At 56.2% G+C, this 15329-nt stretch carries 11 protein-coding genes; 4 read left to right on the top strand and 7 right to left on the bottom strand.

The genetic code is table 11. From position 1 onward, the window contains the following. The first annotated feature begins 2 nt into the window (after positions 1-2). The 4 genes from ACNFCH_RS10615 (at position 3) to radC (ending at position 3590) form a co-directional block, all read left to right on the top strand. Positions 3-971, top strand: a complete 969-nt coding sequence (locus tag ACNFCH_RS10615) for a DUF932 domain-containing protein (RefSeq protein ID WP_416742743.1) — start codon at positions 3-5, stop codon at positions 969-971. Between the two features lie 75 nt (positions 972-1046). Next, a complete protein-coding gene (locus tag ACNFCH_RS10610) occupies positions 1047-2051 on the top strand; it encodes a YqaJ viral recombinase family protein (RefSeq protein ID WP_416742742.1) in 1005 nt (334 codons plus the stop codon). A 77-nt stretch (positions 2052-2128) separates the two neighbouring features. After that, positions 2129-3043: a hydrolase or metal-binding protein gene (locus ACNFCH_RS10605; RefSeq protein ID WP_416742741.1), complete on the top strand. Its 915-nt coding sequence runs from the start codon at positions 2129-2131 to the stop codon at positions 3041-3043. A 49-nt stretch (positions 3044-3092) separates the two neighbouring features. Further along, positions 3093-3590, top strand: a complete 498-nt coding sequence (gene radC / locus ACNFCH_RS10600; RefSeq protein WP_416742740.1) for a RadC family protein — start codon at positions 3093-3095, stop codon at positions 3588-3590. Between the two features lie 342 nt (positions 3591-3932). Here the strand turns inward: radC and brxL are convergent, their stop codons facing one another. The 7 genes from brxL to ACNFCH_RS10565 are packed head-to-tail and all read right to left on the bottom strand — an operon-like array spanning position 3933 to position 15255. After that, positions 3933-5972 carry a protease Lon-related BREX system protein BrxL gene (gene brxL / locus ACNFCH_RS10595; RefSeq protein ID WP_416742739.1) on the bottom strand — a complete coding sequence of 680 codons (2040 nt, stop codon included), beginning with the start codon at positions 5970-5972 and terminating at the stop codon, positions 3933-3935. A 14-nt stretch (positions 5973-5986) separates the two neighbouring features. Next, positions 5987-8614 (bottom strand): BREX-1 system phosphatase PglZ type A, encoded by a 2628-nt coding sequence (gene pglZ / locus ACNFCH_RS10590; protein ID WP_416742738.1) that lies wholly within the window; start codon positions 8612-8614, stop codon positions 5987-5989. 11 nt (positions 8615-8625) lie between these two features. Next, positions 8626-9768, bottom strand: a complete 1143-nt coding sequence (locus ACNFCH_RS10585; RefSeq protein WP_416742737.1) for a hypothetical protein — start codon at positions 9766-9768, stop codon at positions 8626-8628. Beyond that, positions 9761-11497, bottom strand: coding sequence for a BREX-1 system adenine-specific DNA-methyltransferase PglX (gene pglX / locus ACNFCH_RS10580; RefSeq protein ID WP_416742736.1), 1737 nt, complete (start codon positions 11495-11497; stop codon positions 9761-9763). Before pglX ends, ACNFCH_RS10585 begins: the two co-directional genes overlap by 8 nt. Next, positions 11494-11751, bottom strand: coding sequence for a hypothetical protein (locus tag ACNFCH_RS10575; RefSeq protein ID WP_416742735.1), 258 nt, complete (start codon positions 11749-11751; stop codon positions 11494-11496). The genes pglX and ACNFCH_RS10575 overlap by 4 nt, the downstream gene beginning before the upstream one ends. After that, positions 11741-13879 carry an ATP-binding protein gene (locus ACNFCH_RS10570; RefSeq protein ID WP_416742734.1) on the bottom strand — a complete coding sequence of 713 codons (2139 nt, stop codon included), beginning with the start codon at positions 13877-13879 and terminating at the stop codon, positions 11741-11743. Before ACNFCH_RS10570 ends, ACNFCH_RS10575 begins: the two co-directional genes overlap by 11 nt. Continuing rightward, a complete protein-coding gene (locus tag ACNFCH_RS10565) occupies positions 13876-15255 on the bottom strand; it encodes an SIR2 family protein (protein ID WP_416742733.1) in 1380 nt (459 codons plus the stop codon). The genes ACNFCH_RS10570 and ACNFCH_RS10565 overlap by 4 nt, the downstream gene beginning before the upstream one ends. Positions 15256-15329: the final 74 nt, after the last annotated feature.

The following is a 15329-nucleotide window of genomic DNA, read 5'->3' as shown; positions in this document are numbered from 1 at the left end:
CTATGGCTCATCTCATTGAAACCATGGCCTACGCCGGCGCTACTCCCTGGCATGGTCTGGGCAATCAACTCCCCCGTGAACAGCCTATCGAGGTCTGGCAACGTGAAGCCGGCATGGACTGGCAAATCCAGGAAAGTACGGTGCACTTCAAGTCGGATACTGTCGGTCACCTTGGCACTATTCACTCCTTCCCCGAACAGAAAGTCCTCTACCGCTCCGACACCAAAGCACCGCTGTCGGTGGTCTCGCAACGCTACCACACGGTGCAGCCGCGTGAAGTGCTGGAGTTTTATCGCGACCTCACCGAGGCCTCCGGTTACGAGTTGGAAACGGCCGGCGTGCTCAAGGGTGGGCGCAAGTTCTGGGCGCTGGCGCGTACCGGACAAGGTGCAGCGCTCAAGGGCGATGATCAGGTCAACGGCTACCTACTGCTCGCTACCTCCTGCGACGGCACCCTGGCCACTACCGTCACACCGACCACGGTGCGGGTGGTGTGCAACAACACCCTGGCCATCGCCTTGGATGGCAGCAGCCGCGCCATCAAGGTGCCACACAACACTCGCTTTGACCCGGCGACGGTGAAAAAGCAGCTAGGCATCGCCGTCTCTGGCTGGGACGAGTTTATGTACCGCATGCGCGCACTGGCCGAGCGCAAGGTGCAGTGGCATGAGGCTTTGGGATTCTTTATGGGCGTGCTTTGTGAAACCACTCCGACCGGTGCTCTGCCGGAGGCGCTGCCCAATGAGCGTGCCCTGCGCAAGGTTCAGGAACTGTACGAAGGGCGTGGCCGGGGTAGCCAGATTGACTCGGCACGCGGCACCGCCTGGGGTCTGCTCAACGCCGTGACCGAATATGTCGACCACGAACGCCGTGCGCGCAGCAACGAGTACCGCCTGGACTCAGCCTGGTTCGGCCAAGGGGCGCAAATCAAGCAACGCGCTCTGGATGCCGCTCTGCAACTCGCCGCCTAACTCTAACTCACATCAACCCTTGCGCCCGGTCAGCCTTGTGCTGGTCGGGCGTTTTTATGACTGCAGGTAAATACGATGAAAGCAACGTCATTGAACAGCAGCACCCGCAAGCAACGCCCTGCCCTGCGCCTGATTAGCACGAAGGAGCTTCCCCGCGAGGACTGGTTGCAAATCCGTAAGCAAGGCATCGGCAGCTCGGACGCTGCCGCTGCGGTGGGTCTGAACCCCTACAAGTCGCAGCTGGAGCTGTGGCTGGAGAAGACCGGCCGCGATGTCGGCATGCCCAAGATCGATCCACAGGATGAGGAAAGCCCACTGTACTGGGGCAATGTGCTGGAGCCCATCGTGGCTTGGCACTACAGCAAGCGCAGCCAGCACAAGGTTCGACGGATCAACGCTGTACTACAGCATCCCGATCCGGCGCTGCCCTGGATGCTAGCCAATATCGACCGCGAGGTAATCGGTGCTCCAGAGGTGCAAATCCTCGAATGCAAAACTGCCGGCATAAACGGGGTGCGCCTCTGGAAAGAGGGCGTGCCCGAATATGTGCAATTGCAGGTCATGCACCAGCTCGCGGTCACTGGCAAGCAGGCCGCTGATGTAGCCGTGCTGCTCGGTGGCCAGCATCTGGAAATCCATCGCATCACACGCGACGAGGCGCTGATCGCGCGGCTGATTGACCTGGAACGACTGTTCTGGGATTACGTAGTCAGTGACACCCCGCCACCAGCCGATGGCACAGCTTCTGCGGAAGCGGCATTGCGCTGCCTCTACCCCGAGGATAACGGTCAGACCCTGGACTTCAGCCAGCACACGGAACTGACCAGCACCTTCCTGGAACTCAAGTCTGTTCGTCAGAGCATTGCTCAGCAGGAAACGCGTGAGGCGCAGCTCAAGCAGGTTCTGCAGCAGGCCATGGGGGAAGCCACCCGTGCAGAGTTTGCCGAGGGTTACATCAGCTGGAAGAGGTCCAAGGACAGTATTGGTCTGGATGTCGACCAGATGCTCAAAGACAAACCGTACCTGCAAGCTCGCTACCCCAAGACCAAAGCAGGCAGCCGTCGCTTCCTGATCGGTTGAAACCGTCTGTTCACCCTAGCCACCCGGATCGCTAACGTCCCGGTGGCTTTTTTATTTTCAGATCAAGGAGCACCACCATGCTCAAAGGTTTAGCCATCACTCCGCCGGTACTCGGGCGCATTTCCATCGGTAAGGTCGTCGAGAAAAACGGCAAGCGTCTGCCCGAGAAAGATGATCAGTTCACCATCACCTCGCAAGTCCAGAGCCGTGACGGCTGGTTACTGCATCCACTCAATGAGGAACTGCGCAATGGCCAGGATGGCAAGCTGCGCAGCATTCCGATCCGATTGCTGTTCAACGAACCGGACCTCAACTTTCGCGCGGACTACAGCCTGTTCGACCGTACCACCGGCAGACCATTGTGCGTCGGCAACGGTGAAACGTGTAAGCGTTTTACCAAGGACGGCATCCAGTCGCTGCCCTGCCCTTCACCCGATGGCTGCCCCCTGGCCCATGGCAATGCCTGCAAGCCATATGGTCGGCTGAACGTAGTGATTGGCGATGACGACCCACTGGGCAGTTTTGTCTTCCGAACCACTGGATTCAACAGCATCCGCACCCTGGCCGCGCGCCTGCACTACCTGCAAGCCATCTCCGGCAATCGCCTGGCCTGCCTGCCACTGGAGCTGCGTCTGCGTGGTAAATCCACTCGTCAGAGCCACGGCACACCGATCTTCTACGTCGATATCACATTACGCAGTCAACTGAGTTTAGAAGACGCCCTATTGGCAGCCAAGCAACTGGAGGAAACGCGGCAAGCCTCTGGCTTTGACCAAAGCGCCTTGGATCACGCAGCCCGGCAGGGTTTTAACAATGGTGCTTTTGAAGACAGTGAGGAGGACACCGGCGCCATTGTCGAGGAGTTCTTTCGCACTGCTGATGCCTCATCCAGCAACGCAGAGTCCCAACCGACAGAGCCTTCAAAGTCCTCACTGGCTCAAAAGCTGGAGGCTCAGGCTATCGGGCACAGCGCTAGACCCTCAATCCAGTAACGCCCTCTCGACTTCCTACGCTCTCACGTATTCACACAGGACTACTCGTATGAAATATCATAAGCTCAAGGCAGGTGAAACGACCGGCACCTACGTCATTGATTCACCGGTCACCGAGGCCGATATCCTGCAGATGGCCCAACAACTGGCGATGAGCCGATTGTCCAAAGGCCGGGAATTGACCGATCCGAAGCAGGTCTTCAGTCACCTGCGAACATTGCTGCAATATCATGAGCACGAAGTCTTTGCTTTGCTGCTGCTTGATACCAAGCATCGGGTGATTGCCTTCAGGGAGCTATTCCGAGGCACATTGGATGGAGCCAGCGTGTACCCACGGGAAGTGGTCAAGATCGCCCTGGAGCACAACGCAGCGGCCATCATTATGGTTCACAACCATCCCTCCGGCGATCCAGAGCCCAGCCACGCTGATCGCACACTGACCACCACCCTCAAGGACGCCCTCAATATGATCGGCACCCGGATATTGGATCATGTTGTCGTGGGGTATGAAGGTTGCGTCTCGTTGGCCGAACGAGGTCACCTGTAACCCCTATCCGATGGACTGCCCTTGGCTTATGCCAGGGCGGTCTCGGGTACGATTCCTTTGCTTATTTTTTGTCATGATCGAATAAGCGAGCGGATGACCGTATTAGCAAAGTGCCTCAACCGGTCAGTTTTGGGTTGGCGTTGACATGCAGGTTTGGGGTCTGATGATAACCGTTGACCTCATCCTCTATGATCATTATGCATAAGCCACTACTTCAACTGAAACCAGCTACTTTCTGATCGTTTCCATCAGTTCCATGAGGTTACTGAGTTGATGTAACACCCACAGGTACGTATCTATATCGAGGGTTATTCAGCATACCTTTAAGCTGCTGTGATCGGCTCAATCCACACCTAAAGCCTTGATCACCGCATCGACGGGATCCGCGTAAAAACTCGTCTGAAACTTGGTAAACAGCTCCGGGGGAATGGTTGGCAGATCCACGGCGCTGCTCATAGGCAACGCTACCCGCTTACCGCCTGCGTCGAAGGCTACCTGCAGGCATTCAGCGATGCTTTCCACGGGAGCAATGTTGCCACCCAGGCTCATATCGCCCAGTACGACCATCTGCCCCTGGGCAGGGCGTCCCAGCAAGCCGGAGGCGAAAGCCACCAGGCTAGCGAGCGCCATGTGCGTCAGCGGGCCAGTGCTCTGCAATTCCACAACATGCAGGTGGAAATCATGTTCTAGAACCCTGGCTGAGGCGCTGATGCGCGAGGCGTTTGCCTTGAAGTAGTCAAAGGCAATCTTCACCTGCTCTTTGGCAATGCTGGAATTCCAGAGGCCAGAGGTGGCAAGCTTCCCAGAGCCTTTGGTGACCTGAAGCTCAAGGCGGTACAGCCCAGGCATACCCTTGCCGCTCAAGCCGATGGTGTGAATGAAACCAGGCTTGCTCTGGCCTTCAGGGATCAGCGCCCCGCCCCCCTGCTCCTTCACCGTTACGAAGTGCTCTTCCAGGGTTTCATTGTCGATGTAGCTGAAGTGGACATCGTAGAACTCCATGCCGCCGATTTTCTTCAACTGCTCTTTGACCCGGCGACGCACCTGCAAGGCATACTCTAGGCACAGCTGCACGTCTTCCTTGGTGAACTGGTCATGGGGATACAGCAACTTGAGCAGCCCGGAAACGGTCTTGCGCACCGCGATCACATCGCGCTGGTTGAGATTGTTGCCAAGCTTGAAGTACTTATCGATGGCATCGGCGAAGCTGCGCTTGCGCATTTCGCGGAAAAACTCTGCCAGATAGTCGACGATCAGGCCGTACCTGTTGGTGAAGTACTCGGGACGCATCTTAGGGATCTCCCAGCCCGGAATGTAGGCATGGAAGCGGTCGAAGAAGGCCGAGTCGATCATCTGCTCTGGGAAGGGAGCCAGCAGGTGGCTGGTCTTCACCAGGGACTCGACGCTCTGGTTGATGTTGCCAACGAACACCATCGAGGCCGAAGCTTCCATTTGTTCACGCCCCCGCCCAAAGGATCCTGAGGCCATGAAGTCCTTCATGATCTGGACGCCATCTTTGTCCTTGAAGTTGATACCGGCCACTTCATCGAAGGCAACAACATCCCACAGACCGACCAAGCCAATGCGCCGGCTGCTCATGTTGTAGAATAGGTTGGCCACCGTGGTCTGGCCACCGGACACCAGCATGCTGTTAGGTGAGCACTCCTTGTAAATATGACTCTTGCCGGTGCCACGCGGCCCCAACTCGCAGACGTTGTAGTTGTTCTCGACGAAGGGAACCATACGGGCCAGCAAGTGCCATTGCACAGACTCATCCAGAGTCGAGGGCTCCATGCCGATGGAGCGAATCAGAGCCTCACGCCATTGCTCAGTAGTCAGTGCCGCACGGCCCGAGAAAAGCTCCTGCATGTTCATGTTCGGCATCTGGATCGGCTTGAGCAGCGTCACTCCGAAGGGAGAGCCGTTCTGGCCTTCCTCGTGGTAGTAGCTCAAGGTGGCAATTACCCAGATCCCGCCGACCAGCAGCTTCTCGTATTCCTTGACGATGCCGGCAGATATCTCAGCATCCTTGATGCCCAAGTTGCTGAAAGAGGCCTCGTAACGGTCCTTGCGCTCATTGAGCCGCACGGTTACCCGGTCGATCACCTTGTAGGTGCCGCGCTCGCGCACAAGAGATTTAACCTTCTCGGCCTCGTCAGGGCGCACATAGTTTTCGGCCAGCACAGTCTTGACGTTCTTCAGGCCCTGCTCGATGACCTCAGCATCATCCGATGCGCAGTACATCCCCAGCAGGTATTCGAGCACATAGACGGGGACGTTAGCGCCCTCCTTGATCAGTTTGGTCAGGTCCTTTCGCACCACGCGCCCGGCAAAGTGTTCATTGAGAAGCTTATCCAGGTCTTTGTCCTGATAGGTGTCCATTGCGTGTCATGCTCTCAAAAAAAGTCGTCGGTGAAGGCCAAATCGATGGTGACCCTGTAGCGCTCCAGCTCTGTATGGAGGTCTTTGTCACGGATGACCAGGAAGTAGTCCTTCTTGCGGTCGAAGTCACTGCCGAGCAGAGACAGCCGCACCTGCTTCATGCGTTCGCTCATCGAGTCAGTGGCGCAATCGAAGGTCACGACCTCCTCACTAGATATCGGCTGCTCGCCCTCGAAAATGGCGACCGCCACGGTGACTGGCAGTACCTGTTCGCTTACCGACTCGGTCTGGATCAGGTCGAAGCGCTGGATATTGGTCACCATCTTCAGCACTGACTTCGGTGAAATCACGCCCACCTTGCGCTTGGTGCGCTTCTCGGCCTTCTCGCCGCGCAGTTGGTTGACCGTCAGCACCGGCACAACAATCTCCTGGGGCATAGCACCGCCATGTACAAAACGCGCACCGCCAACAAAGTGGAAACGGTTAGCGCCCTTTGGAATCCAGAATTGGGTATCCGAGATTGTACCTGCTGTCTGCCTGGTGGAGCCCTGCCATACATCCTTGGCCGCAGGCAGGGTGTGCCCGATGACGTAACGTTTCTTGCTCTTGATAGCGTTCTCGGGCTTCTCCGCAAGCGAGGTGCGGTCAGCGACTTCCAGCTTGCTCTGCTGGAACAGAAAACCATGGTCGGCGGTAATCAGCACCGTGCTGGTGTTGAAGTGCATGAGGACCTTGCGAGTCAGCTCAGTCAGTTCCTCAATGGCCACCTCCACATGGTGGAACGTGTCCGACTCGGACGGGCCGCCACTGTCGCTACGGTCGTCGATGACGTTGTGATAGACGTAGATCAGTTGCTGATCTTTCAGTGCTTCTCGGCCTTCATCTCGTGACCAGGCTTTGACCTGGTCGGCTGTCACTGCCATGCCATTGTGCTGAGCAAGGATCTTGTCGCGCTGCACTGTGCCGGCGGTGGATTGCCCATCTGCGAACACCGTATCGACAGCACCTTCCCGATACTCCAGGGTGTTGTGCGGCAGTAGCGAGGCCATGCCCAATGTGGTGTAGCTGGGTAGCACGCCAAGCTGACTGGCGAGGCTTGCCTCGCTGTAGCGTTTCTCATTGATGCGGTCACGCAGTTCAACCGCAGCCTCGTAGCGGAAGGCGTCGCTGATGATCACCACCAGGCGCTTACTGCGGTTCTTCCCAAATTGTGGCTGCACCCAATGATCGAAGAAGTTCTGCTGGTTGGGTACTCCGGCGATCTTCCAGTGCTCCAGCCGTTGCTCGGCCTCTACCTTGTCGCCCCAGCTTCGGCCCAGTTGGTCGAGGTACCAGTAGGCGTAACATTGCTCGACGGCTTCATCGAGCTTCTTCAGCAGCTCTACATGCGCGCGCTGGGAAGCAGCAAAATAGTGGCGGTAAGCCCTGTCAAAACGATACAGTTCGCTTTCATAGGCCTTGTAGATTACTTCGGTACTGGCAAAGTGGAATCCAGCGGCATACTGCTGACGCAGGCTGAACAGATCAATCGCCGCTGACAGTGCGGAGTAGAGCAGGCGGTACTTACGGCGGATCTCGTCGTCCTTGTGACGCGAGGCCCAGTAGTTATCCAAGCGCTCGGAAATGATCTTGGAGAATAGGCCGAGGTCGCGCGGATCCGACTCCGGGATGGCCTTACTCAGATCGACGATGATCTGCCGCTCGACGGCCTCGAAGGTGGCTACATTGGCCAGCGTTTCTAACGGAATTTCACCGATCTTCTGCCCTATATGCAGAGCCTCGGCGACCCAGCTGGAGATTTCGTCGTAAGCCTTGTAGTAACGCGAGCTATCTCTCCAGCGCGAAAGCAGCGCCCGAGAAGTCGCTCGGGCATTGGCAGACGGGATGGCAATCGCAGAAGCCCAGCTTGGGATGTCGCCGATGCTTTCGCAGAAGCCGGTGGCCAGCAAACGAATCAGGAAATGTCCGAAGCTGAACGGCTTTTCGCCATTGATTTCCTCAACACTGGCCGGGTAGCCAACTTCATCCCGCAGTGCCAAGAGCAACGCCGGCATCAGGCCGAATTTATACAGCTCATCGATAACCGGGGGATTCTGTTCCAGGCCCAGGTCATCACTTACTACTGCCCCAGCCATGGTGCAGAGCAGCGCCATGATGTCACTGGCGTTACCCCCCAACACCACGGCTATCATCGCCAGATCCAGCGCCTGTTCAGTGTCGCTTGGCTGGATCAATCGTTTCAGGCTGGCCAGGCGATTCTTGTTACTGAGGAAGCGCTCCCGGGAAGCCAGATGCTCGCGCAAGCTCTGTTGTTGCAGCCCCAGGTCGTTGAAGATCAGCGAGACCTTGTCCGCATAAAAGCTGCGCGAGTACAGCTTGATATCCAACAGCCAGTCATCATCGGCATCCGGCTCGGCACAGGGGAAGTACAGTAGGTACTTCCCCGTGGCGTCCTCAAGCTCCAGCTTGAGCTTGATGCCGAAGGTGGACTCGCCCTGCATATTCAGCACCTGAACATCAGGCAGATCGAGTTGCCCCAGCTCGCTCACAAAACTCTGCTCAGGGTCGTACCAGAAGACGATGCGGTGATTTTCCGCGAAAAAAGCCTGCCGCAGGCCTTGGGTTAGTTGTTGCGTATCCATCAAATTAATCCCTAGTCGGCAGTGTCATAAGAGGCGCATATTCGCTGAGGATCCAGCAGGAGCTTGATTTTTTCTTCCTGCGCTGAAATTTCTTGTAAAAGCGTTTCTGGACAAATGAAAGAGTATTCAGGCCTTAAGTGGTATAGCCGGAGCAATGCGAGGATATCGTTTCGACTAAGGGGAGTTTCACACCACGGATTCAAAAACATGACGTTGCGGTCCACACAGGAAATGACGGCAGCAGACATGTACGGGCGCTCTCTAAAAAGTCCGTCTTTGTCTTTCTGTAGGTATGTGTCTTGATCTAGGCAACCATCATATTTGAGGCTGTAGCGTTCTTTTGGAAGAATGCTCTCTCCGGTCTTTCCATAGAAGGCATGCCAAAGACCAAAGCAGCCAATGTACGCATTTCCTCCATGGGTGACCGACTGGATAGGAGCCGTGTCGCAGGTCATGAGTTGAAGCTTGTGCTTCACATCAAGCCAAAGAATGTTTTTACACCCAAGGACAGTCTGGTCATTATCCCTCTTAGCACCAACAACGCGAGCAATGGTTTGGTTAGTGGCATATTTCTTCGGCAAAGATGCCGATCCGGTCACCGGGCGAGAGATCACCATCTTCACACATCCGTGCTGAGCGTCGAGCTCGTTTCCTACTCGATCTCTTTCTGGATTGTGTTCATCAGGGCAATAAACCTCAATATAAATATCATTTCCGATCTTAAAATCCGGCGTCTTACCGCCACGGCCTCCGCGCTCACGAATGTGAGTAACTGAGCATCCGTGAAACGAATTTGCCAAATGGCCAAAGGCTTCAACTTCAACGACCTTCGAGGCTTGGCTTGCCAACCTTTTGCTTCGCTCTGGATGGCCGAAGATAAGCTCGGGATGAGCTTCGCAGGCTGCTCTTAGCTCGGAATCGCTCCATGCATCCAGACTATTGCCCCGAACCAGTGAGCTCAGTGCGTTATTGATAGACCGAATGACTCTCGAAGAAGTTGAGTTAATGCAAGGCTCTACTCTGCAATCTTCAAGCACATTGGCCAGGTAGCCATGCACTTGCTCAACTCCTTGCTGTTCAAACGCAGAAAAAAGCGAGACACCGAGTCCTTTGCAGCCAACTTGTTCTCTGAGCGCCGGAGTGATCTCAATCATCTGCAGCGCCCCCCGTTACCGCCTTCACTTCAGCCAACAAATCACCAAATTTGCCATAGTTCACCTTCACGCCCTCATCCAGATCGAGACTGATGCGCTGGTCGGCGTAGTGGCGGAGGGTTTCGTCGAAGGCGGCGAGTTCCGCTTGCTGGTGATGCAGGGTGGTGAGTTCTTTTTCCAGGCGTTTTTTCTCGGCGGTGCTGGTACTAGCCTCGACGTCTTTTTCAAGCTTGGCGGCGTAGGTGCTGAGCTTGGCGGTAAGGGGGATGACGTATTCGGTGCGCATCCGCGCCAGGGTGCCTTCGTTATAGCGGTGCAGGTAGACCAGGCACTCGAAGGCCTTGTGCTTGCCGGAGCTGAACAGCCAGTAGATCGGGCGCTTTTTGTAGGTGCGCAGGTGGTCTTTGAAGAACTGGGTACTAAGGTAGCGTCGGATGGTGTCAAGGCTGGCCTCACCCTTCTTGGGCTTGATGGCGTGCAGGCACAGACTCTCGGCGACGAAATCGAGATTTTGCTGCAGATGCTCTTCGCCCCAGACCAAGCGGATAAATTCGCGGAAACGGTTGGTGGCGTCGTCGGTGAACCACTCCTGGTCGGTGAGCGGCAGGATGGCGTCATCGTCCGGAGTAAAGCGCGGCGTAGGTATCTGGCGCAGGTAGTCCTGCAGGGTTTCACCCTGGCTGGCGAGGATTAGGCCGGGCTTGTCAAGCGAGTAGCGGCCCATCATGCAGCCGAGGGCGTAGGACACCAATTCGCGGAGAGTGTCGCACTGCAGCAGGGTTTCCAGCTCTTCCTCGCTGCGGTTGCCGCCATAGCGGTAATGGGGGTTGCAGGTGAGGGTGATTTCTCTTAACGGTATGTCTTTAGTTAGTTCATCTTGAAGGCCGAAAGTATTAATTAGTAAATCATTATTTTTCTCTTCCAGGGCCTGCAGTTCTTGTGTTGCCTGCCAGCAGCGTGCTAGCCATGCTAGCCAAGTTTCTTCTATTTTTTGTGATTTTCCTTTAGCTAAGAAATTATCAGAAAATTCCCATGAGACCTCAAAAAGATTCCAGTCCTCTCTCGCAATTTCAATGCACCTTTTTCCGCCGCCATTAGTAATTGAGAGGTAAGGGGTTGAATTTAATTGGCCGGGCAATAGGTTTAATGTGGGATTCATATCCTCAATGACGGCAGCAGCAATTTTTGAGTTTAAATACTCTATAAGATTGTTTAGGTGTGCAGGTTCGCCTGTCATAAAGCAACTGGCGTCGTTGTGAATGCAGTTTGCATTCACAGCTCTAAATGATAGTGAGCCACTTGTGATTCGTGACCATGTAACTGCTGGCTTGAAATATTCTTCTTCGTTTCTAATATATGCTCCTGCCGCAAGATTTTTTATGTCCCATCCATCTCTTTCCCAGTTTATTACATCGATAGTGTTGCCAAACCACTTCCTATAGTCGCCGCCCTTGTTACAGGGGATCCACTTTTCACGCTTTTCACTACCAATCTGCAGGCTGCTTTTATCTAGGCTTACTTCAAACCAGTAGCGAATGTATTTGGCATTCTCTCCTGTTTGCATTCCAACGCCGACTTTTGCAAAGCAAGAGATTTTTGGCATCTCGAAAAGTTTCCGTTTGCGCTCGCTTAGCCAGTACGCGATAGTTACGCCCGGAATCTTTATAAATTCCGCCGCCGAAGCCCGGTAGAAGTACTGGTTCATATCCTTGTTCTGTTCCTGGCTCATGCCTGTTCCCCTTTGGATAATGCTCTGCGCGCGTGCGCCATACCTTGTTTGAGCCCGCCCTGAACGGGTTTGAAGTCTTTGTCCGGCGGGCGATAGCTGGACTGGAACTGGCGCAGGGCCTGCACGTCGATCTCGCCCTCGCTGGTGATGCAGTAGTCGTGGTTACCGCCCTTGACGCGCAGCAGGTCGTGCTTCCAGCGATCCTTGTAGGCCGCGCGGATGCAGCTGTCGCTGTAGTTAGAGCTAGAGCCCATCAGGATCTGCCTCCGGCTCACTGTGTTCAGCGCTGTCTGTCAAAGAAGAGACCTGCTGCCAGTCATCAGCGATTTTCTGCCAGTCGACGGTTCTTTCCTCCAAACCGCCAAAGATAATGTCTTCTTCCAGGCCTTCTCCTGACCATACCGCCCAGAAATCCGGGTCGTCCGATTTTGGTCGGTGATGCTCGGGCAGCGCATTCATCTGCACCAATACCGGCAGCTCAGATGCCCAGCCGAGCAGGATGGCGTGGCGGGAGGGGAGCGAGGGCAAATCCCGCAGCAGGCCACGCAGGTTATCGGGTACTAGCTTGTGCACTAGCTCCTGGTCACGGTCGTTGCTAATGCGGTGCAACAGGTAGCTGTTGCACTGGGAAAGCACGGTGGGCGACAACTCACTAGGGCGCTGCGAGGACAGCACCAGGCCCAGCCCGAACTTGCGCCCTTCGCGGGCGATCTTCTCAAACACTTGGCAGCAGATGGCGGCCGAGCTTTGGTTTTCCGTGTCGTCTTTGTAGCGTTTGATAAAGGTGTGCGCCTCTTCCATCACCAGCACGGTGGGCAGGGTTTTGCCATGGTGCAGCTTGCGATAGCGCTGCAGGGCTTCCAGCGTCATGCGCGCGATCACTGCCGTGATGATATGCACGACTTCGGCAGGCACCAGCGAGAGGTCGATGACGGTGACGGTGCCGTTGGAGGCTTGGCTGTCGCCAATGTAGTTACACAACCAATCATCCAGCGTCAGGTCCTTGGCATCACCTGAAACGACCTTCATGCGATTGTCCGACAGGATGGTGCGAATGCGCATCTGCATGGTCTCGACGTACTCGGAAACCCCGAGTAGTTCAGCCGTGGCTTCGAGGCTTCTCAGCAGTTGATCGCCCGTGAATTGACGCGGCACATCGGCATCGATAGGCAGGATATCGGTGTCGCTGCCCCCAAACACAGAATGCGTCTGGCTCAACTCTCCGAGTAGTGAACCGACTTCTTGCGGGGTGAATATTGCGGGCCAATCGCCTTGATGTGCCCCTAAAAGCTGAGTGATGTGCAGGATCAAGTCACCAATTGCCGTACTTTCCGTCGGGCTGAAGGTGGCGTCATCCACTAAGCCTTCTTTCCACTTGATCAGTCGATCACGGAAGCCCTTCGCTGGCCCAGCCCCCTTCCAAGGATTGCCTGAATTTCTTTCAACCTGAATGGCAGACACGAGCGTGCGCAGAAAGCGGCGCATCTCGTGGCAGGGCGTGACAGCTGCGGCGAAAACGCTGTCACGGACGGATCTCAGAGCCTGTATCAGCGTTGGCCTCTGGGCCTTGGCGCTGGCTTGGGTGAACGCACTCCACTCCGCGCTGTTCCAGAACCACAGAGGCACTTGCAGTTGTTCGACGCCTTCGCTGGGTTCAACGGCATACACCCGCACCTTGCTCATGTCACGGAAGGTATTGGCATACTCGCCGTTGGGGTCGAGCAAAATAAAGCGGGCATTTGGATCTGCTCCGCAGCGGGCTTTGCGAGCTTCCTCCATCGACCAGCGGATCAGGCCTGCGACGGAACAGGACTTGCCGCTGCCGGTGTTGCCCAGTACGGCCAAATGGCGACCAAAAAGTCGGTCGGGATCAATCATCACCTTGGCATTGGCGGCCAGGGGGCTGCTGCCGATCAGCACGCGGCGGTTGTCTCCCGACTCCACGATGGCGCGCAGCTGATTTTGCGTGGGTAGTAGCACCGCATCGCCGACGGTAGGGTAGCTCTCCACGCCGCGCCGAAAACGGTAGATTTCCTTGTCGCCTGTACCGCTTCCTTCATACACCAGGCAACCCAGGGGATTCAGGCTCATCTTGCGCAGGGGATAGGGCAAGTCCACCAGGCCAAAGTCCTGCATGCCCTTGCGTTTTGGGTATTGCGAGCGCTCGATGGTGATCCACTCGACCTGAGCAACCAGATGACCCTCGTCACTGGGAATCAGCACATAACCGTTAATGCGAGGGAACGGGCGCGGCGTACCGGTATTAAGCGCCACGCCGTCGGGGGCCTCGATGTCGATCAGCACCTTGATTTCGTCAGGGGAGACGAAATCAATAGTGCCGATGCGCAGGGAGTCGGCATAAGCCAGCGGTGACATGCTCATACCAGATTGCTCACGTCGACAATACCGACTTCAGTGGCAGGGCGATCCGCAGGGGCTTGACCCGCGCCCCAACGCTGTTTGAGCAGTTCACTCATGCGGAAGGTCGTCTTGTCTATGGCGGCCTTGGGCAGGTAATTCTCGGTCAGTGTGGGCAGATCGGCCAATGCGGGACCAATCAGCAAGCTGATCTGCGACGGTCTGCCCATCTCCCGGTAGGTCTGCATGATGCGGCCAAGCGGATCGTCATACGAGATCACGACCAGATGCGTTGAGGGGATAGTGAGCATGTCGCGGATCACGCGGTTGATATGCTCGTCGCCAAAGCTGTAGCCGTACGTCACCAGCGTGCTGTTCGGACGGCATACGGCTGCCGCAAGATCGCGAAACAGCTCCACGTAGGGGTAGTCGGCGGTTTCCCTGTCCTTGGCGGCGTTGGGGTAGATCATCAGCTGATGGGCTGTGGACCCGCCAAGGCCCGGCGCCTTCAAATAGGGTTCGACGCTTTCAGCCCCAAACGGCAGGCCGATGCGGCGGATGTCCTTGCCGGTCTGCACCCAGTCCACCGAACCATGCAGCTTGGTGTAGCGCGCCACTCCCTCCAAGTAACGTGGTTCGCCACGTATACCGGGAGGGTTGTAGTGCATGTCCAGATCCAGCCGCGAGGAACGGAAGATCGGCATCAGGTTGCCCAAGAATCGATCCAGCAGATGCAGCCCGGCGAGCTCCGCCCCGGCCTCAATCAGCCGGTCATAGTTGGTGGTGAAGATGTTCAGTCGGTCGCGCACCCCAGTGCGGCTGGCAAAGCTCATGAGGAAAGTGACCAGGGTATTGAACGCTTGCTCGCGCTTACCTTCTTCGGCCGTGGCAATGCCCGCTTCGCTGTTCAGAATTGACTGCGCGAAGGCCTGCATGCCGCTTTGAAGTTCTTCGCGTAAGGCTTCGGCCTCGCTGTCCTTCTGCAGAATCTCCAGGCCGCGTAGCAATTCATTGGCAACGCGTAGCTGATCTTCCAGATTGCCCTTCTTGCGCCCAGCCGATGCCGCAGCGTTCCCTGCGGCTTGATCGATTTCGGACTGATGGTTGCTCAGCGTCAGGGAGCCCATGCCGGCGGCGCTTTTCTCGGCGGCCATGTAATGCACCGCGTGGGTCAAGCCCGAGCCGGCCAGCAGCGAAAGGTGCTCCGACTGGAACAGTGACGTCAGCCAGGGTTCGATGCGGCTACGCAGCTCCTTGTGGCCAAAATCTTCGGTGTTCAGCCAGGAGGATTCCATACCTGCCTGAAGCTTGAACTTGTCACCGTCAACGGTGAACTCAATAGGCCTATGATCATCTCTAGTTTTGAGCGTATTGAGCTGCTTGGTTTCTTTGCTAGGCATCTTTGGTCCCCCTGACTAACTGAGTTTCATCCGCTGACGTATCTGATTGTGTATAGGCAATGCGCCACGCGAGG

It is taken from the genome of Pseudomonas sp. NY15354 (assembly GCF_048068075.1).
Taxonomy (GTDB): domain Bacteria; phylum Pseudomonadota; class Gammaproteobacteria; order Pseudomonadales; family Pseudomonadaceae; genus Aquipseudomonas; species Aquipseudomonas guariconensis_C.
The sequence above is the reverse complement of the archived record's forward strand: the minus strand, read 5'-3'. Positions and strand labels throughout refer to the sequence as shown.